Annotated in this window: 21 protein-coding genes; 13 read left to right on the forward strand and 8 right to left on the reverse strand. The window is 71.8% G+C overall.

Translation table 11 applies throughout. The features are described 5' to 3' along the window. Positions 1-41 precede the first annotated feature (41 nt). The 4 genes from AB0C66_RS29085 (at position 42) to AB0C66_RS29100 (ending at position 4,624) form a co-directional block, all read left to right on the forward strand. Positions 42-854, forward strand: a complete 813-nt coding sequence (locus AB0C66_RS29085) for a methyltransferase domain-containing protein (RefSeq protein WP_362444973.1) — start codon at positions 42-44, stop codon at positions 852-854. A gap of 716 nt (positions 855-1,570) precedes the next feature. Next, positions 1,571-2,341, forward strand: a complete 771-nt coding sequence (locus tag AB0C66_RS29090; protein ID WP_362444976.1) for an AfsR/SARP family transcriptional regulator — start codon at positions 1,571-1,573, stop codon at positions 2,339-2,341. A 29-nt stretch (positions 2,342-2,370) separates the two neighbouring features. After that, positions 2,371-2,601 (forward strand): DUF5988 family protein, encoded by a 231-nt coding sequence (locus AB0C66_RS29095; RefSeq protein WP_362444979.1) that lies wholly within the window; start codon positions 2,371-2,373, stop codon positions 2,599-2,601. Between the two features lie 118 nt (positions 2,602-2,719). Then, the gene (locus AB0C66_RS29100) at positions 2,720-4,624 is read left to right on the forward strand and encodes a Xaa-Pro dipeptidyl-peptidase (RefSeq protein ID WP_362444981.1); all 1,905 of its coding nucleotides are present in this window, start codon (positions 2,720-2,722) and stop codon (positions 4,622-4,624) included. Between the two features lie 136 nt (positions 4,625-4,760). Here the strand turns inward: AB0C66_RS29100 and AB0C66_RS29105 are convergent, their stop codons facing one another. Then, positions 4,761-5,633 carry a class I SAM-dependent methyltransferase gene (locus tag AB0C66_RS29105; RefSeq protein WP_362444984.1) on the reverse strand — a complete coding sequence of 291 codons (873 nt, stop codon included), beginning with the start codon at positions 5,631-5,633 and terminating at the stop codon, positions 4,761-4,763. Positions 5,634-5,923: 290 nt separating this feature from the next. Between AB0C66_RS29105 and AB0C66_RS29110 the strand changes: the two genes are divergently transcribed. Then, positions 5,924-7,093, forward strand: coding sequence for a CapA family protein (locus AB0C66_RS29110; RefSeq protein WP_362444987.1), 1,170 nt, complete (start codon positions 5,924-5,926; stop codon positions 7,091-7,093). 40 nt (positions 7,094-7,133) lie between these two features. Here the strand turns inward: AB0C66_RS29110 and AB0C66_RS29115 are convergent, their stop codons facing one another. Continuing rightward, a complete protein-coding gene (locus AB0C66_RS29115; RefSeq protein ID WP_362444990.1) occupies positions 7,134-9,665 on the reverse strand; it encodes an ATP-dependent Clp protease ATP-binding subunit in 2,532 nt (843 codons plus the stop codon). Between the two features lie 196 nt (positions 9,666-9,861). Here AB0C66_RS29115 and sigJ point away from each other — a divergent pair, with 196 nt between their 5' ends. The 5 genes from sigJ to AB0C66_RS29140 all read left to right on the forward strand — a co-directional run bounded on the left by sigJ (position 9,862) and on the right by AB0C66_RS29140 (position 17,487). Beyond that, a complete protein-coding gene (gene sigJ / locus AB0C66_RS29120; protein ID WP_362444993.1) occupies positions 9,862-10,734 on the forward strand; it encodes an RNA polymerase sigma factor SigJ in 873 nt (290 codons plus the stop codon). A 73-nt stretch (positions 10,735-10,807) separates the two neighbouring features. Next, complete coding sequence (locus AB0C66_RS29125; RefSeq protein ID WP_362444996.1) at positions 10,808-11,905, forward strand: FAD-dependent oxidoreductase; 1,098 nt, start codon at positions 10,808-10,810, stop codon at positions 11,903-11,905. A gap of 206 nt (positions 11,906-12,111) precedes the next feature. After that, complete coding sequence (locus AB0C66_RS29130) at positions 12,112-14,097, forward strand: serine/threonine-protein kinase (protein WP_362444999.1); 1,986 nt, start codon at positions 12,112-12,114, stop codon at positions 14,095-14,097. Between the two features lie 36 nt (positions 14,098-14,133). Continuing rightward, positions 14,134-14,910 carry an FHA domain-containing protein gene (locus AB0C66_RS29135; protein WP_362445002.1) on the forward strand — a complete coding sequence of 259 codons (777 nt, stop codon included), beginning with the start codon at positions 14,134-14,136 and terminating at the stop codon, positions 14,908-14,910. A 144-nt stretch (positions 14,911-15,054) separates the two neighbouring features. Next, positions 15,055-17,487 carry a tetratricopeptide repeat protein gene (locus tag AB0C66_RS29140; RefSeq protein WP_362445005.1) on the forward strand — a complete coding sequence of 811 codons (2,433 nt, stop codon included), beginning with the start codon at positions 15,055-15,057 and terminating at the stop codon, positions 17,485-17,487. A 598-nt stretch (positions 17,488-18,085) separates the two neighbouring features. Here the strand turns inward: AB0C66_RS29140 and AB0C66_RS29145 are convergent. The 4 genes from AB0C66_RS29145 to AB0C66_RS29160 form a co-directional block, all read right to left on the reverse strand. After that, positions 18,086-18,385, reverse strand: coding sequence for a hypothetical protein (locus tag AB0C66_RS29145; RefSeq protein WP_362445008.1), 300 nt, complete (start codon positions 18,383-18,385; stop codon positions 18,086-18,088). Between the two features lie 112 nt (positions 18,386-18,497). Further along, entirely contained in the window at positions 18,498-18,971 is a 474-nt protein-coding gene (locus AB0C66_RS29150; protein ID WP_362445010.1) for a hypothetical protein, read from the reverse strand. 188 nt (positions 18,972-19,159) lie between these two features. Next, positions 19,160-19,486, reverse strand: a complete 327-nt coding sequence (locus AB0C66_RS29155) for an MmcQ/YjbR family DNA-binding protein (RefSeq protein WP_362445013.1) — start codon at positions 19,484-19,486, stop codon at positions 19,160-19,162. Between the two features lie 100 nt (positions 19,487-19,586). Further along, positions 19,587-20,369: a GNAT family N-acetyltransferase gene (locus tag AB0C66_RS29160; protein WP_362445016.1), complete on the reverse strand. Its 783-nt coding sequence runs from the start codon at positions 20,367-20,369 to the stop codon at positions 19,587-19,589. An 87-nt stretch (positions 20,370-20,456) separates the two neighbouring features. On the opposite strand from AB0C66_RS29160, the gene AB0C66_RS29165 reads away from it, so the two are divergent. After that, positions 20,457-21,116, forward strand: a complete 660-nt coding sequence (locus AB0C66_RS29165) for a PhzF family phenazine biosynthesis protein (protein WP_362445019.1) — start codon at positions 20,457-20,459, stop codon at positions 21,114-21,116. Between the two features lie 33 nt (positions 21,117-21,149). Here the strand turns inward: AB0C66_RS29165 and AB0C66_RS29170 are convergent, their stop codons facing one another. Both AB0C66_RS29170 and AB0C66_RS29175 read right to left on the reverse strand, forming a co-directional pair. Next, a complete protein-coding gene (locus AB0C66_RS29170) occupies positions 21,150-22,088 on the reverse strand; it encodes a pseudouridine-5'-phosphate glycosidase (RefSeq protein ID WP_362445022.1) in 939 nt (312 codons plus the stop codon). Further along, positions 22,085-23,209 carry a carbohydrate kinase gene (locus AB0C66_RS29175; protein WP_362445025.1) on the reverse strand — a complete coding sequence of 375 codons (1,125 nt, stop codon included), beginning with the start codon at positions 23,207-23,209 and terminating at the stop codon, positions 22,085-22,087. The genes AB0C66_RS29170 and AB0C66_RS29175 overlap by 4 nt, the downstream gene beginning before the upstream one ends. A 203-nt stretch (positions 23,210-23,412) precedes the next feature. Between AB0C66_RS29175 and AB0C66_RS29180 the strand changes: the two genes are divergently transcribed. Then, on the forward strand, positions 23,413-24,321 hold the full coding sequence (locus AB0C66_RS29180; protein WP_362445027.1) for a hypothetical protein: 909 nt from the start codon (positions 23,413-23,415) through the stop codon (positions 24,319-24,321). Then, positions 24,321-25,208, forward strand: a complete 888-nt coding sequence (locus AB0C66_RS29185) for an alpha-L-glutamate ligase (RefSeq protein WP_362445030.1) — start codon at positions 24,321-24,323, stop codon at positions 25,206-25,208. The genes AB0C66_RS29180 and AB0C66_RS29185 overlap by 1 nt, the downstream gene beginning before the upstream one ends. The last annotated feature ends 109 nt before the right edge of the window (positions 25,209-25,317 follow it).

A 25,317-nucleotide genomic window follows, 5' to 3' on the forward strand; every position in this document is an offset into this window, starting at 1 on the left:
TCGATGGCCGACCGGATCTTCCGAGAATCAGGAGGAGCGCCATGACATCCCCCTCATCCGTACCGCCGGACGGCACGGTGTCGGACTACTACAGCACCCTCGGGCCACTGTTGCAGATGGCGTGGGACGACAACTTCCACTTCGGCTACTGGGACGGTCCGTCAGACACCAGTTCGGTACAGGAGGCCACGGATCGCTTCACCGATCTGCTCATCGAACGTCTACGCGTGGGCCCGGGAGACCGGGTACTGGACGCCGGTTGCGGTATCGGGAAACCCGCGATGCGGGTGGCGACGGCCACCGGCGCCAATGTCGTGGGCATCACGATCAGCGAGCTCCAGGTCAAACAGGCGACCGAATCCGCCCGAATCGAGCAGCTGTCCGATCGGGTGTCATTCCAATACGCGGATGCCATGGCCACGCCTTTTGGCGATGCGTCATTCGATGCCGTACTCGCATTCGAATCGATCAATCACATGGACCGGCCGACGGCACTGCGGGAGATGGCCCGGCTGCTGAAGCCCGGAGGGCGGCTGGTGCTGACGGACGTGACACCGCCGAGCGACGGCAGCTACCGGCCGGAGGACGATCCGAAGGTCGTCACCTCGCTGACCCAGCTGGCGGACTGGCCCGGCCTGATCAGCGACGCCGGGCTGACGCTCGATGAACTCACCGATGTCACCGAGCACACGAAGGACACGGCCAACCGCATGATCGACGGCATCATCCGCTGCCGCCGGGAGTTCGAGGAGCGGCACGGGGTCAGCGTCCAGGAAGTGCTCGACGCCGCCAAGTCGGCGCTGCCGACGGTGCCCAGCGCCGGATGTGCGATCGTGGTCGCCCACAAACCCTGACCACACAGAATCCGACGTTTATCCCAAACGTTCGGTAGGGGTACCCGACCCCTGGGGTCGCGGATTACCCACCCCTCATCAACGGCGCGACCACCCCAGATCTCGCTGGAGACGCTTGTCCCGGCCGTTGCGGTCCGCGTATTCTCTTCGCGGACTGCAACACCTTAAGATCCAAAGAATCCGGACCCCGATCTTCCGGACTGCTCGAGAAATAACCCGTCCGTACCGACCATGCGGAACGGCGTCAAGATCTCGTATCGCACGGTTGTCCCCATCAACGAGAGCCCCGTATTCTCACTGGCCGGGGACACGTCTCGAGGATGCGTATATCCGGATTCTAGGCGGGGTGGATAGTCATAGGACGCGCTTACGACTTTGGGGAACCTGCCGTAGCACCTCTGGCTCGTCCGTTGTCACAATCATCGGCAGGTCCGCAATAAATGAGGGGTGAGTAATGGCAGTCGCGAACGACGTGACTCGGTGGGTCCGGCGGAACCGTCCGTCCCCGTGCCGCGAGGCATACCGGGGCCACTTTTCACACGTGGGCGGCTCGGCGGTTTCCTGCTTCTTCCCATCCCCCTTGGGGCTGCGCGGCCCCGGGACCGACAGACCGGCGCGACACCCGGGCAGCCCGGGCCCGCGACTGGAGCAACACGCCAGAGCCCGCCCCGTCTGCCCGCCAACCGCACCCGTCGGCCGCTGGGATGGGACGTACTGTGCGATATGAGATCATGGGACCTCTCCGGGTGGTCGAGGGGGAGAAGAAATTAACCATCAGAGCCCGGAAGATCGAGGTCCTGCTGACCGTTCTTCTGGTCCGCGCTGACCAGGTGGTTCCCATCGACCAGCTCATCTCGGAGATCTGGGGAGAGGATCCGCCACGGCGGGCCATCGCCGGTCTCCACGTATATGTCTCGCAGATTCGAAAGTTCCTGCGCCGCCCCTCCCGGAGTGAGAGTCCGGTCCAGACCCGGACCCCGGGATATGTCCTGCAACTGGGGCCCGACGAACTCGACTTCCATTGCTTCGAACGCCTGGTGGGCGAGGGCCGTGACCATCTTCGGGAGGGACACTACAAGCAGGCCACCGCCGCCTTCGAATCCGCCCTCGACCTCTGGCGGGACCCGCTGCTGGGCGACGTTTGCCATGGACCGATCCTCGAGGGATTTCAGACCTGGTTGAAAGAGGCCCGGCTGGAGTGTGTCGAGATGCTGACGGATTCCCGGCTCATGCTCGGCCGCCATCGTGAACTGGTGAGTGATCTCTACCAGCTGACCACCGAGCACCCCTTGCGGGAAGCTCTGCACCGCCAGCTGATGCTGGCGCTCTACCGCTGTGGCCGCCGGGCGGACGCCCTGCATGTCTACCAGGCGGCGCGCAAGACGCTCAACGAAGAACTCGGACTGGAGCCCTGCCGGGCCCTCCAGGACATGCAGCGGGCCATCCTCACCTCGGATGACCGGCTTGAACTTCAGGTCCCCGCATAGGAAATCCGCGGATGGACGGAGGGGTACACATGAACGAACAGGTCGGTTTCCTGGCCGATGACACCGAGGTCGATGTGGTGCTCGAGGGCGGTCCGGACGATCTGCCACGGGCGCTCCGGGCCGAGCGGTCGACCCTCATCACCGGAAGGCTCAAAATCCAGCACCGCGATGGCTATGAGCACTTCGAACTCATCGGCGGCGCGGATGACTTCGCCCCGGCGATCTTCCGCTGGACCAGGCGGACGAAGATCGCGGAGTAACTCCCCGCCGGCCCGGGGACAGCCATCGGCGGCTGTCCCCGGGCCGGACCGCCGTTCCTGTCCCCGGCGGTTTCACAGCGACGTTCCCAGCGAGTCCACACCGACCAGGAGGTCCCGCGTGCTCACCTCACGACGGCGGGGGGTCGTGATCGCCGCGCTCGCGCTGTCGACATGTCTCGCCACCCTGCCCGCCGGGCCCGCGTCGGCCCGCACCCCGGCCGGGCCGTCGATCAGTGTGGCCCACGGCCGCACCCAGCCGGTCTTCTCCTATCAGGACGCCATCCGCGAACACATCATGGTCCAGACCCCCGTGGACAGCGACGGGGACGGACACAAGGACCGGGCAGCCGTCGACATCATCCGCCCCAAGGAGACGGAGCGGGGGCTCAAAGTGCCGGCCATCATGATGGCCAGCCCCTACAACGACACCGTCGGGCGCGGATTCGAGGCGGAGAAGAAGACCTGGGACGCCCAGGGCAACCCGGTGAGTTTCCCGCTGTTCTACGACAACTACTTCGTACCCCGCGGCTACGCCGTCGTCGACGTCGACTCCACGGGGACCGGCAGATCCGACGGCTGTCCCACCGTCGGCGGACCTGCCGATGTGGCCGCGGCCAAGGCGGCCGTCGACTGGCTCGGCGGCCGCGCCACGGCGTACCGGGCGGACGGCAGCGAGGTCAAGGCCGGCTGGTCCACCGGTAAGGCCGGAATGATCGGCCACTCCTACGAGGGCACCCTGGCCAACGCCTTGGCGGGCACGGGAGTGGAGGGGCTGGAGACGATCGTCCCGATATCGGCGATCAGTTCCTGGTACGACTTCGCCCGCCACAACGGCGCCAAGCACTGGAACGGTTTCGGGCCCTGGCTGGCCGGTGAGCTGGACTCCGATCCCGATACGAAGTGCCAGGCGGTCCGCGACGCGCTCGCGGCCGGTGAGGACGACGCCACCGGCAACTACAACGCCTACTGGCGCGAGCGCGATTACCTCGCGCCACCGGCGCCCGAGGCGGGCAAGGTCCACACCAGTGTGTTCGCGGTCCATGACACCAATGACTACAACGTGCGCATCGACCAGTTCGCCAACTGGTGGGCGCCGCTGGCACAGCGCGATGTGCCGCGCAAGTTGTGGCTCGGAAACTACGGGCACACCGATCCCTTCGACTGGCCCGGACGGCGGGCACAGTGGGTGTCCACCGTGCACCGCTGGTTCGACCACTGGCTCTACGGTCTCCAGAACGGGATCATGGACGAGCCCCGGGTCGATCTCCAGACCGGGCCGGACAGCTGGACCACCCAGGCCGACTGGCCCGCACGTACCTCCTCGGTATCACTGCGTCCCGCGCCCGACGGCTCACTCTCGCCCCAAGCAGCCCAGGGCACCGGATCGTTCACGGATCTCAAGCTGAGCGAGGCCGATCTCAGCTCCGACCCCGCGACCAGTCGGCCCGGTCGGCTGGCGTTTGTCACCCCGCCCTTGCCGAACACCGTCCGGCTCTCCGGTACGCCCACCGTGGACCTGCGGCTCTCGCTGGACAAGCCGACGTCGAACCTCACGACGCTCCTGGTCGACTACGGCGAGGACGAGCGGATCGACTGGCTGCGGAACGAACCGCAGAACGGGATCCACGACGGTCTGCGCGGGCTGCCCGAGGAGTCCTGCCACGGTGAGAGCACCGCCCAGGACAACGGCTGCTACAAGAAGACGGCCAATGTGACGGCGAACAAGCCGTTCGAGGTCATCGCCCGTGGCTGGATGGATGTGCAGAACCGCCACTCGGCCAGCACCCCCGAGCCGATGACACCCGGGGAGTACGCCCGCGTCACCTGGCGGACCCTGCCGAACGACTACCGGATCAAACCGGGACACCGCCTGGGGCTGGTCATCGGCGGCACCGACGCCGACTTCCTGTACTTCGAGGACCCCACCGCGGCGAAGGTGACGGTGGACCTCGGCGGCAGCCGGATCACCGTACCGGTGACCACCGCGACACCCCTCAAGCCACCGCGCGGCAAGGGGCATTGACCCCATCGCGCCTCACCGGAGCGACACCTGACGAGGCCCGAGCCGGAGGCGGCTCGGGCCTCCCCCCTGCGCCGCGCGAGCACCTGAGGAGCGTCCCCCTCATCGTGGCGGCCGGGGCTCGAGCGGAGCTAGCGCCTCACCGGACCGTGGTCCGCGCCCCGCGCCAGGTGTGCACCAGATGGGCGCCCAGATCCGGGGTCGCCTCGGCCGTGTCCCCACCGGTCCCGCCCGGGTAGCGGGCGGCGAGAGCGCCGTAGCGGATGTCCTCGAGCGCCGAGAAGCCGAGGTCATGGAGGGCGGACCGCACCTCCTCCGGGGTGAAGTGGCTCAGGAACGGCTCCCCGGCCTCCGCCGCCCATGCCGCGCGCGCCTCATGGACGGCGCGCTGCTCGGGCGGCAGCCGCTCCGGTGGCTCTCCGTAGTCGAACACCGCTCCTGATCCGGCGGGCAGTCCCGCGATGAAGCCGAGGGTGTCGAAGACGGCGGCGCGGGTCAGATACGGCACCACGCCCAGCCAGAGGAAGAACGCCGGGCGCGCCGGGTCGAACCCCGCCGCACCCAGCCCCTCGGCCAGCCCGGAGCGCTCGAAGTCGACCGGTGCGAAGGTGAGGGACGGCGGTACGGCGATCCCCGACTCGGCCAGCCGGTGCCGTTTCCACTCCTGTGTCGCGGGATGGTCCACCTCGAACACCCGCAGACCGGCCCCCCTATGCGGATTGCGACAGCCGAAGGTGTCCAGCCCCGCGCCCAGCACCACGGACTGCCGCACTCCGCGCTCGACTGCCGCGCCGACCGCGTCCTCGGCGAATCGCGCGCGGGCGGCCACCGTCAGCCGGACATCCCCCCGCTCGGGCCGGAAGGCCGCCTCGACCACCGGGTCATCGAGATCGGATCCGAGGATGCGGGGTGCCAGGGGGTCCGAGAACACCCGGCCCCCTTCCAGCGCCTGATGTGCCGCGCGCAGGGCGGCGGCGGCGCGGGCGGTGATGCTGGGCCGGCCGACCTGCATGGAGCGTCCTCCCCCTGGGACCCCTGAATGCGGCGTAGCGGGCCCATCCTTTCAGCTCGGCGCTCCGCGCACCATCAACCTTTCGCGCAATAGGGGTGGTTCGGCCCGATCCCAGGGGTCCGGGAGGCCGCACGCCGGAGCCGGGCCACCCTCGCGCGCCCGTGGTCGGCCCGGAGGCTTCCGATCCGCCGATCCGGTGAAGCTGCGCACCGTTCCGCAAGAACCCCGCACTCCGTGCAATAAATATGACAATCCGACCGATATGCCCCCATACGAGTGCGGAGTGAACCGTGTCCTCTCACCGACACCATCGGACGGCGATCCTCGCCGTCGCGCTGTTCGGCACCGTCACCGCATGCGGCGGCGGGGCGTCCACCGCCCCGGAAGCCGAGGAGAAGCCCTCCAAGACGGCCGCCCCGGCCCAAGGGGAGCCCGCCAAGGACTTCACCCTGGTGGCCACCGGCGATCTCCTCGTCCATGACTCGGTCATCCGTCAGGCGCGGGCGGACGCCAGTGGCAAGGGCTATGACTTCCAGCGCATGATCTCCGCCGCGGCGCCCGTCGTCGCCCAGGCCGATCTGGCGATCTGCCATATGGAGACGGTCTACGGCGCCGACGAGGGCCCGTTCACCGGCTATCCCACCTTCAAGACCCCGCCCCAACTCGCCGTGGCCGTCAAGAAACTCGGCTACGACTCCTGCTCCACCGCCTCCAACCACACCCTGGACGCCGGAACCGACGGGGTCGTCCGCACCCTCGACGCGATGGACCACGCCGGGCTCAAGCACGCCGGTTCGGCACGCTCGGCCGCCGAGAGCACCCGTCCCGCCCTGATGGAGGCCGGTGGCGCCAAGGTGGCGCAGCTCGCGTACACCTATGGCACCAATGGCATCCCGGTGCCCGAGGGCAAGCCGTGGCTGGTCAATGTCATCGACCCCAAGCGGATCGTCAAGGACGCCCGCGCCGCCCGGCGGGCCGGGGCCGATGTGGTCGTGGTCAGTGTGCACTGGGGAACCGAGTGGCAGCAGGCGCCGGACAAGCTCCAGCTCTCGCTGGCCAAGAAGCTCACCGCGTCCGCCAACCGGGGCCGCCGGGACATCGACCTCATCATCGGCACCCACGCCCATATCCCGCAGGCGTACGAGAAGGTCAACGGCACCTGGGTGGTGTACGGCATGGGCGACCAGATCGCGGGCGTCATGGGCGACAAGCGCGGTCAGATGGGCTCGGCGGCCCGCTTCACCTTCTCGCCGCCCGCCGCCGAGGGCAAGGCATGGCGGGTGAAGAAGGCGGAGTACATCCCGCACGCCGTGGCCAACGACCCGATCTCCCTGGTGAATCTGCCCCGCGCACTGGAGAAGAGCCCGGGCAACGGCGGCTGGACCAGCGCGCTGAGCACCATCCAGGAAGCGGTGCTCAGCCGGGGCGCCAAGAAGGACGGGCTCGCCATGGGCCGCTGACCACCTCCGAGGGCTGAGGCCCGCCGCCGAGCGGCGGGCCTCAGCCGCCCTGCGTGTGGAACGCCAACTTGCCGTCCTCCACGTCCACTTCGACCCGGCTGTGCGGGCGCAGGGCGCCACCGAGCAGCATCCGCGAGAGGGGGTTGTCGACCTCGCGCTGGATCGTACGGCGCAGCGGCCGGGCGCCGTACTCCGGCTGGTGGCCACGCTGAGCCAGCCAGTCGACGGCGGCCGGGGTGAAGTCGACGGGCACGTCCTGGGCGCGCAGTCTGCGCCGGGTCTCCTCCAGCAGCACATCGGTGATCTGGCGCAGTTGCTCATCGGCTAGCCGCCGGAAGATGACGGTCTCGTCGACGCGGTTCAGGAACTCGGGGCGGAAGTGTTCGCGCAGCGGACGCAGCACCCGTTCCCTGCGGGCGTCCTCATCGGCCTCCTCGTCCCCGCCGCCGAAGCCGAGGACGGCGCCGCGTCCGGTGATCGCCTCGGAGCCGAGGTTGCTGGTCATCACGATGACGGTGTTCTTGAAGTCGATGGTGCGGCCCTGGGCGTCGGTGAGCCTGCCGTCGTCGAGGACCTGGAGCAGCACGTTGAACACGTCCGGGTGGGCCTTCTCCACCTCGTCCAGCAGCACCAGTGAGTAGGGCTGGCGGCGCACCGCCTCGGTCAGCTGTCCGGCCTCGTCATGGCCCACATAGCCGGGCGGGGCGCCGATCAGACGGCTGACGGTGTGCTTCTCCTGGTATTCGCTCATATCGAGGCGGATCATCCGGTCCTCGCTGCCGAAGAGCGCCTCGGCCAGGGCACGGGCGAGTTCGGTCTTGCCGACCCCGGTGGGGCCCAGGAAGAGGAAGCTGCCACTGGGCCGGTCGGGGTCGGAGAGTCCGGCGCGGGAGCGCAGTACGGCGTCGGACACGGCGGAGACGGCCTCCTCCTGGCCGATCACCCGCTGGTGGAGATGTTCCTCGAGGCCGAGCAGCCGGTCCCGTTCCTCCTGGGTGAGGCTGCTGACGGGGATGCCGGTCTGCCGGGAGACGATGTCCGCGACGTCCTCGACGGTGACCTCGGCGACCCGGGTGCCGTGGAACTGGGTGCCGGAGCCCTCGGTGATCCGGGCGCCCAGCTCGGCGATCCGGTCACGCAGCGAGGTGGCGCGTTCGTACTGCTCGGAGGCGACGGCCTGGTCCTTGTCCCGGGTGAGCTGCTCGACCTCGCGCTCCAGGGCGCGCAGATCGGTGCCCCGGGCGCTGGAGCGCAGCCGGACCCGGGCTCCGGCCTGGTCCATCAGATCGATGGCCTTGTCGGGCAGGAAGCGGTCGGTGAGATAGCGGTCGGCCAGTTCGACGGCCGCGAGCAGCGCCTCGTCGGTGTAGCGGACCTGGTGGTGGGCCTCGTAGCGGTCGCGCAGCCCGTGCAGGATGGACACGGCGGAGGTGGTGGTGGGCTCGGGGACCATGATGGGCTGGAAGCGGCGGGCGAGGGCGGCGTCCTTCTCGATGTACTGGCGGTACTCCTGGAGCGTGCTCGCCCCCATGACGTGGAGTTCCCCGCGGGCGAGCGCGGGCTTGAGAAGGTTGCTGGCGTCCATCGAACCGCCCTCGGAGCCCCCTCCCGCGCCCACGACGGTGTGCAGCTCGTCGATGAAGATGATCAACTCGTCGGTGTTGGCGCGGATCTCGTCGATGATGCCGGTGAGCCGCTGTTCGAAGTCACCGCGGAAGCGGGTGCCCGCCACGATGCCCGCGAAGTCGAGCTGGATGACCCGGCGGCCGAGCAGGATGTCCGGTACGTCGGCGTCGGCGATCCGCTGGGCCAGCCCCTCGACGACGGCGGTTTTGCCGACCCCCGCCTCGCCGATGAGCACGGGGTTGTTCTTGCCCCGGCGGGCGAGCACCTCGATGCTCTGCTCGATCTCCTCGTCACGGCCGATCACCGGGTCGATCCGGCCCTCACGGGCCAGCTCGGTCAGATCGCGGCCGAACCTGTCGAGGGTGGGGGTGTTCGGCCGGCGGTCCATGACGGGCCGCTGGTCCACCGGGACCGCCCCCGCCGCGAGACCGCCCTGGGGGCTGTCGCGGGGTTCGAAACGGGCCGCGTTCAGGATCTGGCCCGCCGTGGAGTCCCGGTTGGCGGCGAGCGCGATCAGCACATGCTCGGGGCCGATATACGAGGAGCCCCGGGAGCGGGATATCTCGTGGGCGTCGAGCAGCGCCCGCTTGACGGCGGGGGTGACGGCGACCGAGTTGCGCGGCGGCCCCTCCCCCGCCTCCCGGTCGATCTGCTCGGCGAGCCGGTCCGGGTCGGCTCCGGCGCGGGAGACCATCGTGCGGGTGGGTTCGGCCAGCAGGGCCGCCCGCAGCAGATGCTCGGTGTCCAGGTCGGTACTGCCGTGCTCGGCGGCGTACGACGCGGCCGAGGAGACCAGGTTCCGCGCGGTCTCGCTCATGAGACGGCCGAAGTCGACATGCCGGGAATCGGACCGGTGCCCGGCCGGCCCGGTCCCGAGGAAGCGTGCGAGGAAATCGCCCAGGGGGTCTGGCCCGTAGTCGTCAGGGCCTTCGTTGCCGCTGCCCATATCACTATTTTACGGGTGATCGCTCTCTATGACCCGCTGTCCGGGAACCGGGGGCCGCCCCGGACCTGGCGGAGGGGTGTCGCCCCCGGGTGGCACCGATGTCACACTTCCGCCCGCCGCTCCGTCTTCTCTTCCGGGCCTTCCGGGCTTCTCTTCCGGCCCCTGAGCCCGCGCCCACGAGAGGATGATCAAAGCCATGGCGGAACTGTCGGATTTCGAGGAGCAGCGGGACCGGTTGTGGGCGGTGGCCTACCGCATCACCGGCTCGGTGGCCGACGCCGATGACGCGGTGCAGGAGACCTGGCTGCGGTGGCAGGCGCTGCCCGACGGCGAGGCGGCCGATCCGCGCGCCTATCTGACCACTGTCGTCAGCCGGATCTGTTACGACCTGCTCGGTTCCGCCCGTGTCCGCCGCGAGGCGTATGTCGGCCCCTGGCTGCCGGAGCCGGTGGTCGCGGACGGTGGACCCGAGGACCGGGTGACGCTCGACGAGTCGGTGGGGATCGCGCTGATGACGGTGCTGGAGCGGCTCACCCCGGCCGAGCGGACCGCGTTCATCCTGCACGATGTGTTCTCGGTGCCGTTCCCCGAGATCGCCGAGGTGGTGGGCCGCAGCCCGGAATCCGTACGGCAGTTGGCCTCCCGCGCCCGGCGGCGGGTGCGGGCGGAGGCACCGCGCCGCTCGGTGGACCGCGCCGAACACCGGCGTGCGGTGGACGCGTTCCTGCGGGCGGTCATGGGCGGCGACCTGGACGGACTGCTGGAGATCCTCGATCCGGAGGTGGTCTGGCGTTCGGACGGTGGCGGCAAGGTGACCGCGGCCCGGCTGCCGGTCCTCGGCAACGAGAAGGTCGCCCGCTTCGCCCACCGTCTCACCCGTGGCTTCGACCCGGCGACGATGTCCGTGCACCGGGTCGACGTCAACGGCGCCCCCGGTCTGGTCATCGTGGACGCGGCACACCACCGTGGCGCGGTGTTCGCGTTCACCGTGCACCTCGGGCGGATCACCGAGATCGACGCCGTCCTCAACCCCGACAAGCTGCGCCACCTGGAGCTGCGGAACCTGTGACCGCGTTCACCGTCACACTCCGCACCGCCGTGTCGTCCCTCTCATGACACCGGTCCCGAGGAGGTCGTTCGGCATGGCGAAGCAGAAGAACCACACGGAACAGCACGTGGTGGTGGGCGCGGGGTACGCGGGGCTGCTGGCCGCCCTGCGCCTCGCCCCGCACGCCCGCGTCACCCTCGTCGACCCGGCGGCCCACTTCACCGAACGCGTCCGGCTCCACGAACGGGCCGCCGGACGCGCCGGGGTGAGCCATCCGCTGAGCGTGCTGCTGCACGGCACGGGCGTCACCCATGTCGCGGCCCGCGCCACCAGGATCGACCCCGTCGGCCACCGGGTCGTCACCGACGACGGCCGCGAACTGCCGTACAACCGGCTGGTGTACGCATTGGGCAGCCGTACCGCCGACCCCGGTGAGCGGGCCTTCACCCCGGAGACCGCCGCCGAACTGCACAAGCGCCTGCTCGACGGGCCCGGCCGCCTGTCGGTGGTCGGCGGCGGTCTCACCGGTCTCGAACTGGCCGCCGAGATCGCCGAAACACACCGCGACTGGAGCGTTCGGCTGGTCACCGGAGGGGAGATCGGCACCGGGCTGTCCCCCAAGGGCCGGGCGCACGCTCGCACGGTACTGACCGGTCTCGGGGTGCGGATCGAGGAGGGCCGCACCGTGGCGCGCCCCGAGGACCTCGGCTCCGACGCGGTGGTCTGGGCCGCCTCGATGACGGCGAACACCGGACTCGCCGCGGCCGCCGGACTGGCGCTCGACCCCACGGGACGTATCCGTGTCGACGGCGCGCTGCGCTCCGTCTCGTACCCGCGGATCTACGCGGCAGGGGACGCGGCCGCCGTCCGCACACCGGCCGCCGGACCACTGCGGATGGCCTGTGCCACCGCGCTGCCGACCGGTTCGTACGCGGCCTCCGCCATCCTCGCCGAGGCGCGCGGGGAGCAGCCGCGGCCACTGCGCTTCCGCTATCTGGTGCAGTGTGTGAGCCTCGGCCGCCATGACGGTCTGATCCAGGCCGTACACGCGGATGACTCTCCGCGCGATGTGGTGCTGCGCGGTGGCATGGCGGCCCGCGTCAAGGAACAGGTGGTGCGCTCCACGATCCGCACCCTGCGGCTGGCCGCCCGCCGCCCGGGAGCGGTCGCACATCTGCCGGGCTTTGGCTGACCCTGTCGTGGGCATGATGGACGAGGGCCCCAATGGCAGCCTGTCGCGCTCCGCTCATAATCTCCGCACAGATGGTGACGGTGTGAGCGGAGTGTGAATCAGCGTCCGACCGTACGTAAGCGCCGGACCCCCGCTTCCCTCACCCAGTAGGTTCGATCCGCGCGCTGTCCGCAGCGGAGTGACGACGATGGGTGAGGGGAGACACGGTGCGCTCAGGGGAGGACGTCGGGGGGCGGTACCGGCTCGAGAAGCAGCCCATGCGCGGCGGAATGGGCGAGGTCTGGCCCGCGTACGACAAGGAGTTGGGCCGCCGGGTGGTACTCAAGCGCACCGCCCTGGAGGACGGCAGCACCCTCGCCTTCGACCGGTTACGGGCCGAGGCCCGGGCGCTGGCACGGTTCAGCCATCCGCATGTCGTCACCCTGTACGACGCGGTCCGCGTGGGCCGGCGCAACCGCTCCACCTCGTGGCTGGTACTCGAGTACGTACGCGGTGGAAGTCTGGACAAGTGGCCACCGGTACCGGCGGAGCTCGCCGCGCGTGTGGGCGCGCAGATCGCGGACGCGCTGGCCGCCCTGCACCGCGAGGGCATCGTGCACTGCGACATCAAGCCGGGAAACATCGTGGTCACCGAGAGCGGTTCGGCCAAGCTGACCGACTTCGGCACCGCCTACCGGCTCGGCCACCGGCAGTCCATCACACCGAACACCGCCATCGGCTACACCCCCGCCTATGCCGCGCCCGAGGTCGTCCGGGGCGTACCCGAACCGGCGTCCGACGTGTTCTCCCTCGGCGCCACCCTGTACGCGCTGGTCACCGGAAGCCCGCCCGGACGTGGCGGACAGCTCCCCAGGACCGAACCCCGGAGCACCGTGGTGATGCGGGAGTCCGTGGAAGACGGTGGCGAGGACCCCGAACTGGGGTGCGAACTGGGGCCGTTGGCCACGGTGCTCCCGGCGATGCTGCGCGCCGATCCGGCACGGCGACCCGGGGCGGCCGAGGTCCGCGCCCTGCTGGAGCGGGCCGCCGGGGATACGGACACCCTGCCGAATCTGGCCGACCTCCGTGCCCTCACCACCCTCCCGGCCACCGGACAGGCGGATGGCCACGCGAACGCCGACGGGGACGACCCCGACGGTTCCCCGGCGGAGTCATGGCACGGCAGCCGACTGACGGGGCTCGTCCGGCGCCGCCCCGGGCTGGTCGGGGCCGGGGCGGTCACGGTGGCCCTCGCCGTCGTCCTGCCCTTCACCCCGTTGAACCCGTTCACCCCGGGCGGCCGGGCCGACGAGAAGCACACCCGTTCGGGGTCCGCGTCGTCGAAGGACGTGTCCGCGCGGGACGGCGCGTCGACCTTCGGCGACCCTTCCACGGCCGATCCCTGCGCCCTCACCGAGGCCACGGCGCTGCGCCGCTTCGGGGACACCGAACTCGACCGGGACTACGGCAACTTCGACCGCTGCGACGTCCTGGTGAGCGCGGACGGTAAGGGCGTCGTGGACATGAACGTGGACTTCGAGCACGGGCCGCCGCCGGAGCTGACCGGACCGCCGAAGACCGTGGGCAAGGTCGGGATCATCAAGGACCAAAGCGATGGCGAGGCGTGCGAACGGAGCCTGGTGATCTCCGGTGAGGACGACGCCTTCGTACGGGTGACCGCGAAACAGGTGGAGTCGGGGCGGGCAGCGCTGTGCGACATCGCCGACGCGGCCACCGACACCGCGGTGAAGGCGCTCAACCGGGGCGGGATCGCACGCCGTTCACCCGCGCTCCCCGCCGCCTCGCTGGCCCGGAAACACGCCTGTGAGCTGCTGGACCCCGCCGCCCTGGAGGTCGTCCCCGGTATCGACGCGAACGACCCGGACGTCGGCTACGCGGGGTGGGACTGCGACTGGTCCAGCAGCACCCGGGACCTCTCGGTGGACCTGCGCTTCGACCGCGGCCAGCCGCTGGACGGCGAGGACGGGACCCCAACGCTCTTCAGCGGCTACCGCGCGTTCGTCGAACCGGAGGGGGAGGGCGAGGGGACCTGTCTGGCCCGTGTGGTGTACCGCTCGTACGCGGACCAGCACGGCCAGAAGGCGGTCGAGACGCTCAATCTGGTGGTGGCCGGGGACTCCGCCGCGGACGAGCTGTGCACCACGGCCAGAAAGCTCACCCGCTCGGCCGCCGCCGTACTGCGCTCGGCCTGACGCCGCCACGGATCCGAACCGCCAAGGAGAGCCAGGATGAACCACCCCCGGAGCCTCGCCTACGGCGTCACCCCCTCCCGGCCGGGCACCCTGCACGCGCGTTCGCTGACCGGTGGTCTCGCGGTGGCACCGCGGCCGGGTGCGACCATCCGGTTCGGGCGCGGCGGGGAGCCGGAGGTCGATCTCCGGGTCGGCGAGGACGACCTGCGGGTGAGCCGTCGCCACGGCGAACTCACCTACCAGGACCGCCAGTGGTGGCTGCGCAACACCGGACAGCAGCTGCTGCGGCTGCCCCGTGGGCAGATGATGCACACCAGTACCGAGCCGATGCCGCTCGCCACCGGCTACACCCCGTTGTTCGTGAAGGGCTCGGGCCCCCGGGAACACCTGGTCGAGCTGTTTGTGACCGACCACGGTGGCGAAGGTCTTGTGCCCCGGCAGGCCGCCCTCACCGTGCCGCCCAAACGGTGGCACCTGGAGGAGGACGAGCGGCTGGTCCTGGTGGTCCTGGGCCAGCGCTATCTGCTCTACGAGGTGGATCCACGGCCGCTGTCGTACCGGGAGGCGGCCGCCGAACTCGGCTGTCTCCACCCGGACGCGAAGTGGTCCAAGCGCCGGATCGAGCACAAGGTGGAAGCCGTGCGCCATCGGCTGACCAAGGGTGGCGACTTTCCCTATCCGGTGGTGCGGGAGCGGGAGTTCGCCGGGCCGAGCGACCACACACTGCTGCACAACCTGCTCAAGGGGCTCACCGAGTCGACGACGCTGGTGCCACCGGATCTGGAGCTGATCGAGGACGAGTTCCCCGGCTGATACCCCGGCCGACCCGGCTGGCTCCCCGGCTGGTTCCGCGGCTGGCCCGGCTGGTTCCCCGGCTGAGGGGATGGCGGCTGAGGGGATGGCGGCCCCGTTGTCCGATCCGGCTGGCAGACTGGGCGCGACGGGGAGGAGGGGTCGATGGGGCGGGCACGGCCGTCGATGCAGGAGCTGATCCAGCGGCGCAGACGCGCCGGATTCGTGGGGCGTCGCGGCGAACTGGACGCGTTCCGGGCCAATTTCGGCCTGCCACCGGACGATGAGCGGCATCGCTTCGTCTTCCACGTCCACGGCCACGCGGGGGTGGGCAAGTCCTGGCTGCTGCGTCAGCTGGAGCAGACCGCCCGTCAGGAGCACGGCGCCCTCACCGCCTGTGTCGACGAGTCGGCCGACGGCGTGGTCGAGGCGATGGCCGCGATCAGCGCAGCGTTCGCCCGGCAGGGGCACCCGTTCACCGCCCTGGACCGCAAGCTGGCCCTCTACCGGCAGCGCCGTCATGAGGCGGCGGCGATACCGGTGGACGGCGAGCCGGTGGCGCCCTCCACCGGCAGCCTGGCCGCCGCGCGGGCCGGGCTGGCGGGGCTGGGTCTGGTGCCCGGTGTCGGGGCGCTGGCGGGCGCGGTCGACCCGGTGCCGCTCGCCCAGGGCACGGACCGGGTGCGGGCGGCGCTCAGCTCGCGCTTCCGCGACCCCAAGGACGTCCAGCTGGTGCTGGACCCCGTACAGGCGCTGACCCCGCTGCTGGTCCGGGAGTTGTCGGAGGCGGCGGCCGCGGCGCCATGGGCCGTGCTGTGCTTCGACACCTATGAGCGCACCGGTCCGTCGCTCGATCCGTGGCTGCGCGCCCTGCTCACCAGCGAGCGGTACGGCACCCTGCCCGCCAACACGGTGCTCGTGCTCGCCGGGCAGACCCGGCTCGACCCCGGCTGCTGGGCCGAGCTCAGCGATGTGGTCGCCGAGCTGCCGCTGGAGCCGTTCACCGAGGCCGAGGCGCGGCAGCTGCTCGCCGCCAAGGGGGTCACGGACGAGCCGGTGGTGCGTGATGTGCTGCGGCTGTCGGGCCGGTTGCCGGTGCTCGTCTCCACGCTCGCCGAGAACGCGGACGGGCCGGACGGGGTGGACGACCCCAGCGCCACGGCCGTCGAGCGGTTCCTGAAGTGGGAGCGGGATCCGGTGCGCCGGACCGCCGCCCTGGCGGGCGCGCTGCCCCGCCGGTTGAACGAGGACGTGTTCCGGGCGGCGGTGCACGAGGAGTCCGCCCGGGCCGGGAGCACGGACCCGGCGGACCCGGCGGAGCTGTTCGGCTGGCTGCGCGCGCTCCCGTTCGTGACCGAGCGCGCGGGGCTCGCCCGCTATCACGACGTGGTCCGCGCGCCCATGCTGAGGCTCCGCCGGACCACCTCGCCCCAGCGGTGGAGCGCGGCCCACACCCGGCTCGCGGAGTCCTTCGCCCGAGGCCGGGAGGCCGACACCGGCGAGCGGGAGCCCGCGGCCGCGCCATGGCAGCGGGAGCGCTGGCGGGCGCTGCGCCTCGAGGAGTGCTATCACCTGCTGTGCGCCCGGCCCGCCGTGGCGCTGCCCGGCGTGCTGCGGGATGGGATCGACGCCTGTGACGCGGGCACGGTGGTGGCGCGGCAGTGGGCGCGCACGCTCCTGGAAGCCGGTGAGGACACCGATGACGACGCCGTGCGCGCCTGGGGCAAGAGCGCGCTCGCGGCGCTGGCGGACGAACGGCGGCGTGGGGTCGAGGTGATGGGCCTGCTGTTGGACCGGGCGGAGCTGGACGTCGCCGGACGGGTCGGGGCGCTGGTCGTCCGCGGCTGGCACCGCCGCTCGGTCGAGGAGTATGACGAGGCCCTGGCCGACTTCCGGCGGGCGCTGGAGCTCGACCCCGGCTGTGTACGCGCCCATTTCGGCAGCGCGGTGGTCCACCGGGCCGCCGGGAATGTCGACGACGCGCTGGCCGCGCTGGACCGCGCGGACGCCCTGGAGCCGGGTTCGACCTGGATCCCGCGCGAGCGCGGTGAGACCTATCGCAGGGCGCGCCGGTACGAGGAGGCGCTGGAGTGGCTGGACCGGGTGGTCGAGGCCGACCCGGCGGATCCGGTCGCCCTGGGCAGTCGGGGCCAGACGAAGGCGGCGCTCGGCAGGGCGCGGGAGGCTCTGGCCGATCTCGACCGGGCCGTCGGGCTGCGTGGGGACTATGTCTGGGCCCTGGTCCGGCGGGCCCATCTGCGCGGTGTGGTGGGGGATGTGACGGGTGCGCTGGCGGATCTGGACCGGGCGGAGGAGCTGGAGCCAGAGGTGGCGGGCACGGCGGGAGAGCGGGGTGATGTCTACCGGCTGGCGGGCCGTCATGAGGAGGCCGTGACACAGTACGACCGTGCGCTCGCGCTCGATCCCGGGTACGCGTGGGCCCTGGGGAGCCGGGCGATGGCCCTCGAGGCCCTGGACAGGCGCGCGGAGGCGCTGGCGGACCTGGAGCGCGCCGTGGCGCTGGACCCCGGCTACGCCTGGGCCGTGGCGCAGCGCGAGAGGCTCCTGTCGAACGGGCCGTCAGGGACCGGCGGTTGAGCAGCCGCACGGATGCCGTGACAGTGTGAGCGCGGGGTGCGGCGGCCGGGGTTCTCGCGGCGCGCCCGGACCGCCTACGGCGGCACCGTCTGCGCCCCGCGGGCCGACCTGGTCGTCGAAAGTCAGCGGATCACCATGGCGGAGCGGTCGTGGCCGCACAGGGTCCGGGCGCGTGGCCCGGGTACGCGGCCAGAGTGCGCGGTCCGGACTGCTCGGCCCAGGTGCGCGGCCCAAGTGCTCGGCCGAGATGCGCGGTCCGGACTGCTCGACCCGGGTGCCTAGCCCAGGTGCTCGGCCGAGATGCGCGGTCCGGGGTGCTCGGCCCAGGTGCGTGGCCCAGGTGCGCGGCCGAGATGCGCGGGCGCGGCCCAAGTGCTCGGCCCAAGTGCCTGGCCCAGGTACTCGGCCCGGGTGCGCAGTCCGGGTGCCTGGCCCAAGTGCTCGGCCGAGATGCGCGGCCCGGGCTGCTCGGCCCAGGTGCCTGGCCTAGGTGCGCGGGCCACGGTGGGCCGACGCGTTTCCGGTCCCCCGGCACGGTGGTGAACCGCGACGGCTCCCGGGGCCCGGACGGCCGTCGGTGTACGGGCCGCGACCGGTGTCATCGGTCCCCGGCCGGTCCGCTCCGGACCAGGGGGAACGACCAGACCCGCCGCAGGGCGCGCGGTAGCGTCCGCCAGCGGTGCGGCCTCGGCGGGCGCCGTCGCGGCGCGTTCGCCGGGGCCGATACGGCGGCGGTGACCGGCCGCGGGTCCCCTGTGGGGGCGGGCGGATCGATCATCGGCTCGTCCGGGTCGATGGCGGGCGGGGGCGGCGGTGCGGCGTTGGCCGGGGCGGACGGGCACCGGGCCGCCTCGGCCCGCATCATCGCCCGCATGGCGGCGTGGACGTCGAGAGGCATGGCTGTACTCCTGCGGTGTCGGAGATCTGACTGCTGACGGGGCGAAGGGCGGACCGTCCCCGCGGCCCGCTGGGCACGCGTGGAGAGCGGGTGACGGACGGCCCGGGGCCGGTCAGCAGCGCAGAACGACGCTGCGCGAGGAGAACTGGAGGGCGAGGGGCGCCGCTCCGGTGTCGGAAGTGCCGGGGCCGGTGGTGTGGTCGGCGATCCGGCCGCGGACCGCGGCGAGCACCATATGGCCGGGCGCGGCCGAGACCGAGCGGGCGCCGGGGGCCGAGGTGGCGCAGGCACGCCCGGCGTGACCGCCGGGACCACCGTGTCCGGTGTGACCGGCGGGGTGCCCATCGCCGTCTCGGACCGGAAGCGCGGCGGGCCGCGCCGCGCCGGAGGTCTCCTCCTGCGCGCGCGGCGCGGCGGGGGCCGGAACGCGGAACGCACCGCAGTGGCCCTGGTCAGGGGGCGGAGTCTGAGAGGCGCCCTGGGACAGCACGGTGTGCAGCAGTGTCAGCGCCAGCAGCACGACCAGGACGGTCGCGCAGGGTCCGCGGCGGTCCGCGGAGCGGCTGGTCCTATGGCCGTGCACCATGCGGCCTCCCTTGCCGATCCCCCTCCAGGGAACCCCGCTCAGCGGAATCCAGCACTCCGATAGCCCGGAAGTGGCCCGGCTTTCACCCGTGTCGGTGACGTCCTCGAACGGGGATACCGGACAATTCGAGGAGAGGTGCGGTCGTGGGCGGTCCGCGGGAGGGGACGGGACGGCGAGCGGGCAGGGTTTTAGTCCAGCAGTCGGGTGGGGGCGGCCTGCCGCCACGAGTCGAGGAGGATATCCCGCAGCTCCTCGCGGTCCTCCAGCGCGGCGAGCCGGACCCGGACCCAGGCGAACCCGGCCTCGTGGTCGGCGATCCAGAACTTCTCCGGCTCGGCGAGCACGAGTTCGTCGCGCTCCTCCTTGGGGCATCGGACGGCGATCGAGGTCTCGTCCTCGGGAAGGGTGGCGAACATCTTCCCGGCCACCCGGAACGTGGGCATGGACCAGGCGACCTTCTCCGCCGTCTCGGGCAGCGACAGAGCGATCTCGCGGACATCGTCGGACGTCGTCATGGGCCGACCGTAAGGCACACCACCGACAGCGGAGCCGGGGCCTGTCCGTTGGATCGCCGGATGGATCGCCGGACGCCGGGGGCCCGACACGATCCACCCGTCAGGTCCGGCCCGGGTGAACGAACGGGATCGTGGTGGTCAGCGGTACGAAGCCGAGCCGTCGCAGCACCGGGCGGCTCATATCGGACGCGTCGACCTGGAGCCAGGGGTAACCGTGGTCGGCCGCGACCCGGGCGCGGTAGGCGACCAGCGAGCGGTAGACACCCCGGCCGCGCCACTCCGGCACCGTGCCGCCGCCCCAGAGCCCGGCGAAGGGGGCGCCCGGCGTCAGCTCCAGCCGTGCCGCGCTCACCGGGCGGTCACCGGCCATGGCGAGGACCGCGACGGCGGTGCCGGGCGCCTCGGCGAGCCGGGCGAGCAACCGGTGCCGAAGACGCCCGCCGTCGGGTCCGAAGACCCGTTCGCGTACCTCGGCCACCGCCTCCACACCGGCCGCGTCCCTCACCGGGCAGAGCCGGATGCCCTCGGGCGACCCCTCCCCGGCGTCCACGTCCCCGGTTCCCGCGACCATCAGGGTCTCCGCGGGCCCGGGGGTGAAACCGGCCGCCCGGAGCCGCTCGGCGAGGTCGTCCGGCTGATCGTGTGCGTGGAGCTTCCACTCGAACTCATGGCCCAGGGCGGCGAAATGGCGAATCTGCGCCGCGATCTCCGCGTCCGCGGTGGACGGGTCCAGATCGGACCAGAGCACCCCGTTCCAGTCCTGGCGGGCGCCGGTCTGGCGCACCACCGCGCCCGCGCGCTCGATACGCGCGCCGGGGCCATCGGGCAGGGCTCCCCGGCGCATCCGCCGGTCGTACAGCGCCAGTACCGCGTCTCGATCCATCCGCTCACCTCAGCACCGCCCGCGGCGGTCCGGCAACCGGTTTCCCGACCGGACCGCTCCGGCTGGCGATCATGTTTGAATGCCGGGGTGACGGATCTCGACGTGCTCAGGGTGTTCTGCGGGCCCTACGGCCGTGGCGGCAATGAACTCGGTGTGGTGCGCGACGGCCGCGCGGTACGCGGTGAACAGCGGCGGCAGCGGCTCGCCGCCCAACTGGGCTTCAGCGAGACCGTGTTCGTGGACGACCCGGAACGGGGCGTCGTGGACATCTACACCCCCAGCGCCCGGTTGCCGTTCGCGGGCCATCCCCTGGTGGGCACCGCCTGGCTGCTGGATGTGCCCGAGCTGCTGCCGCCCGCCGGTGAGGTCTTCGCCCGCCAGGACGGCGAGTTCACGTGGGTCACCGGCCGCCCCGAGTGGGCCTCGGGGCGGCGCGCCCAGCAGTACGCCTCGGCGGCCGAGGTCGACGCGCTCCCCGCCCCGCCGGAGGGCGAGGGCTGGCTCTACGCGTGGGCGTGGCTGGACGAACCGGCCGGGCGGGTACGGGCCCGTGGCTTCCCCCGCCGGGGCGACGCGATCGTGGAGGACGAGGCCACCGGCTCGGCCGCGCTGACCCTGTCGTACGAGCTGGGCCGCTCCCTCAACATCACGCAGGGCGCGGGTGCACAGATCCTCACCAGCCCCCAGCCGGACGGCTCCGTCGAGATCGGCGGCCGGGTCGTCCTCGTCGAGACCCGCACGCTGTAGTCGGGACCCGCACACCGTGGTGGACGGACCCGGCTATGCCGCGGTGTCCTCCGCCGACCGCGCGTAGTTGAGGGCGATCCGGGCTCCGAGGCGCGCGTTGTTCTTGACCAGCGCGATATTGGTGGCCAGGCTCTCCCCCTTCGTGAGCTCGACGATCCGGCCGAGCAGATAGGGGGTGGCGTCCTTGCCGGTGATTCCCGCCTCCGTCATCTCGGCGAGCGCCTGCTCGATGATGCCGTCGATCCGCTCGGCGGGGAGCTCGTCGGCCTCGGGCACCGGGTTGGCGATGGACAGCCCCGCCCTCAGACCCAGGCCCCACTGGGCGCGCATGATGGCGGCGATCTCCTCGGGGGAGTCGGCGCGCAGCGGGGACGGGAAGCCGCTGACCCGGGAGTAGAAGGCGGGAAAGGCGTCCGTGCCATAGCTGAGGACGGGCACGCCCAGGGTCTCCAGGGTTTCCAGGGTCAGCCCGATGTCGAGGATGCTCTTCACCCCGGCGCTGATCACCGCCACCGGGGTGGTGGACAGTTCGGTGAGGTCGGCGCTGATGTCGAAGGTGTGCTGCGCACCGCGGTGGACACCGCCGATGCCACCGGTGACGAACACCTTGATACCGGCGAGCGACGCGAGCCGCATCGTGCTCGCCACGGTGGTCGCGCCGTGCCCGCCGCGCGCCATCACCTGGGCCAGATCGCGCACACTGACCTTGCGCACCTCGGGGCTGGTGGCGAGCAGCTCGAGATCCTCCCGGTCGAGTCCGACGCGGGGTTCGCCGTGCAGCACGGCGATGGTGGCGGGGACGGCGCCCTCGCCGCGGATGATCTCCTCGACCTCGGTGGCCATCTCCACGTTCTGCGGATACGGCATCCCGTGGCTGATGATGGTGGACTCCAGCGCGACCACGGGGCGGCCGTCGCGCAGCGCGTCCCGGACCTCCGCACCGAGGGTGAGCCGGGGGTGAGGGCTGGTCATGGGGTCCTCCGCAGGGGGGCGTTCAGCGCGTCCTCGATCAGACGCACGGTCAGGTCGGGTCGTACGGTGGCGGTGGTGGCCACGGTCAGGGCCGCCGCGGCGTGGCCGAAGCGGCCGGCCTCGACCGGTTCGGCACCGGTGAGCAGGGCGTGGACGAAGGCTCCGAGCATGGCGTCCCCGGCGCCGGTCACGTCCTGTACGTCGGCCGGTGGCGCGTCCAGGAAGGTGTGGCCCGCGTCGGCGGTGCTGAGCAGGCTGCCGCGCTCCCCGAGCCGTACCCACACCTGCTGGACCCCGCGCTCGTGGAGGGTGGTCACCGCGGTGAGCAGTGCGCGGTCGTCCCCGCCGACCGGATGCCCCGTCAGCGCGCCGAGCTCGGCCAGGTTGGGGGTGACGGCGAACACCGGGCGTGCACCGGAGAACAGCGGGGCGAGCAGCGCCGCCTTGGGGACGCTCACCGGGTCGATCAGGGTCTGGACGCCGGTGGCGGACGCGATGTCCAGCGCGTAGGCCAGCACCTGGGGGGAGAGATTGCCGTCCAGCACCAGCATGCTGGCGTGGCCGACGAGCTCCCGCGCGTGGTCCAGGTGTGCCGGACCGAGACCGTCCGTGGCGGCCATATCGGCGATGGCCACCACCAGATCGCCGTCGGCGTCCAGCACCGCCGTGTAGGTGCCGGTGGGGTGGGCGCTGCGGTGCACATGGTCCACCCGCACCCCGGTGGCCCGGGTCTCGCTCAGCAGCCGCTCCCCCGCCGGGTCCTGGCCGACGGCGGCGATGAGATGGGTGGGGGTGCCCAGCCGGGCGAGGTTCTCGGCGATATTGCGGGCCACTCCGCCGGGGCTGGTGTGGGACCGGCCGGGGTTGCTGGTGTGGTACGCGACGGGGGCGAGGCTGCGCACCTTGACGTCCACATTGGCCCCGCCGATGACCACCACCGCGTTCTCCTGGCGCACGATGTAGCCGCGGCCCAGGATGGCGCCCTTCTTGCCCAGGTTGGACAGATGGACGTTGACCGCGGCCCGGGTGGTCCCGAGGGCGTCGGCGATGGTCTGGGGTCCGGCCAGCGGATCCCGTCGCAGCAACGCGAGGATTTCGCGCTCCCGGTGCGTCAGCATCATGGTTCAGCAGAGTAAAGGAAACTTAGTCGAATAAACAGAGTCGCATCAGCGGAGTCCGGGCGGTGACGGGAGAGCCCGGTCGCCCGCCATCCCCGGGGCAGAAGATCACGCCGGAACGGCGGATGACATCCTGAGGGGCCTCGGCTGGCCGGACACCTGGCAACAGCCCAGGAGAACCTGTCCGGTGACGAGGAAGAAGCCCGATGAGACTCTGCTTTCTGGTGGAGGAGCGCTATCGCCACGACGGGATGCCCCGCGAGGTGATCCACCAGCTCTCCGCCTGGGGGCATCAGGTCGATGTGATCCGCCCGGGCACCTCCCTCACCCGTATCTCGGACGCGGTACGGGCGGGCAGCCATGACGCGTGGGTACTCAAGACCGTCTCCGGCGGCCCCGGTCTGACCCTGCTGGAGGCCGCGGCGGCGGTCGGGCTCACCACCGTCAACGACGCCCGCTCGATCCGCGGTGTGCGGGACAAGGCGCTGGCGGCGGCGATCGGACACAGCCGCGGCCTGCCGGTGCCACCGACCTGGACGGCGGCCCGGCCCGAGGCCCTCGCCGAGATACCGGATTCGGCGTACCCACTGGTGGTCAAGCCCGCGGACGGCAGCTCCGGGCGGGCGGTACGGCTGGTGGGCTCACCTCGGCGGCTGGCCTCGCTGAGCCCCGAACTGGCCGCGGACGGTGTGCTCATCGCCCAGCCGTACGTACCGAACTCGGGCCTCGACCTCAAGGTGTACTGCGCGGGCGGTGAGCTGTACGCGGCCGAGCGCCCCTCACCGCTCGGGCCCGACCGGGGCGTACCCGGTCGGCGGGTGGCGCTGCCCGCGGAGGTGGCCGCCCTCGCCACCGAGGTCGGGGTGGTCTACGGACTCGATCTGTACGGGATCGATGTACTGCTGGGGCCGGAGGGCCCGGTGGTCGTCGATGTGAACGACTTCCCCAGCTTCCGGGAGGTGCCGGACGCGGCGGCGCGGGTGGCGCGTGCGGTGCTGGAGCTGGCGCGCGGCGACGGCCCCCGGCTCCCCCTTCAGGGTGCGGTGGCCGGGCCTCCGTTGGGGGCCGCTGCGCCCGTGCGCGCGGCGGCGGTGACGGCGGTGAGCGGCGGCTGATGCGTATCGGCCTGATCACCTCCGACCCCGGTCATCAGCTTCTCGCCGACACCACGGCCCTGCTGACACCCCGCCATGAGGTGGTGACCCTGGACCCCGCCGCCGCGCACGGCACGGCGAACCACCCGGACTCCCCCGACGCCCTCGCCGATGTGTATCTGCTGAAGGCCAGAACGCCCCGGGCGCTGACGCTCGCCCGCGCCCTGGAGCGGCGCGGCGCCCCGGTGGTGAACTCGGCAGCGGCCACCGGACTCTGTCAGGACCGGACGGCGATGGCCGGGCTGGCCCGCCGGGCCGGGCTGCCGTTCGCCGCCACCCGCACCGTACCGGCGCTCGGCGGTTTGGCGGCGGAACGGCTCGGCGGTCCGGTCGTGGTGAAGAGCCGCCACAGCCGTCGGCACGATCTGGTGGCGCGGGCCGACACCACCGCGGCGCTACGGGACCTGGCCGCCGCCTGGCCCGATGAGCCCGTGGTGGTCCAGGACCTCACCCCCAACGACGGCTGGGACCATAAGCTCTGGGTGATCGCGGGCACGGTGTTCGCCGCGCGGCGCCGCTCGGAACTGGCACCCGACGGCCCCGGCCCCGGCCTTCCGCCGGCCCTCGGTGAACTGCCGCCGGTCTGGCGGGAACTGGTGCACGAGGTCGGTTCGGTCTTCGCCCTGGAGGTGTACGGCGTGGATGTGATCGACACGGGCGGCGGCACCCCCCTGATCGTGGACATCAACGCGTTTCCGGGGGTCCGCGGACAGGTGGGCGCCCCGCGCGCGCTGGCGGAGCTGGCGCTGCGCACCGCCGCGCACGGCGCGCCCCACCGGCGCGCGGACGTGGGCGTGCTCCCCGTCCCCCTGAAGCCGCAGGTGAACGAGGGACGGACCGGACCTTAGGGGCGTCAGCGGCCGAAATAGGGGTTGCCGGGGGCGCGTTGACCCCGGCAGGCTGAACCTCTCCTCCGTGCGAGGTCCAGCCATGCGTACGGCCGGTCCGCGACAGCGG

The sequence above is a fragment of the Streptomyces sp. NPDC048636 genome, from assembly GCF_040650655.1.
GTDB lineage: Bacteria > Actinomycetota > Actinomycetes > Streptomycetales > Streptomycetaceae > Streptomyces.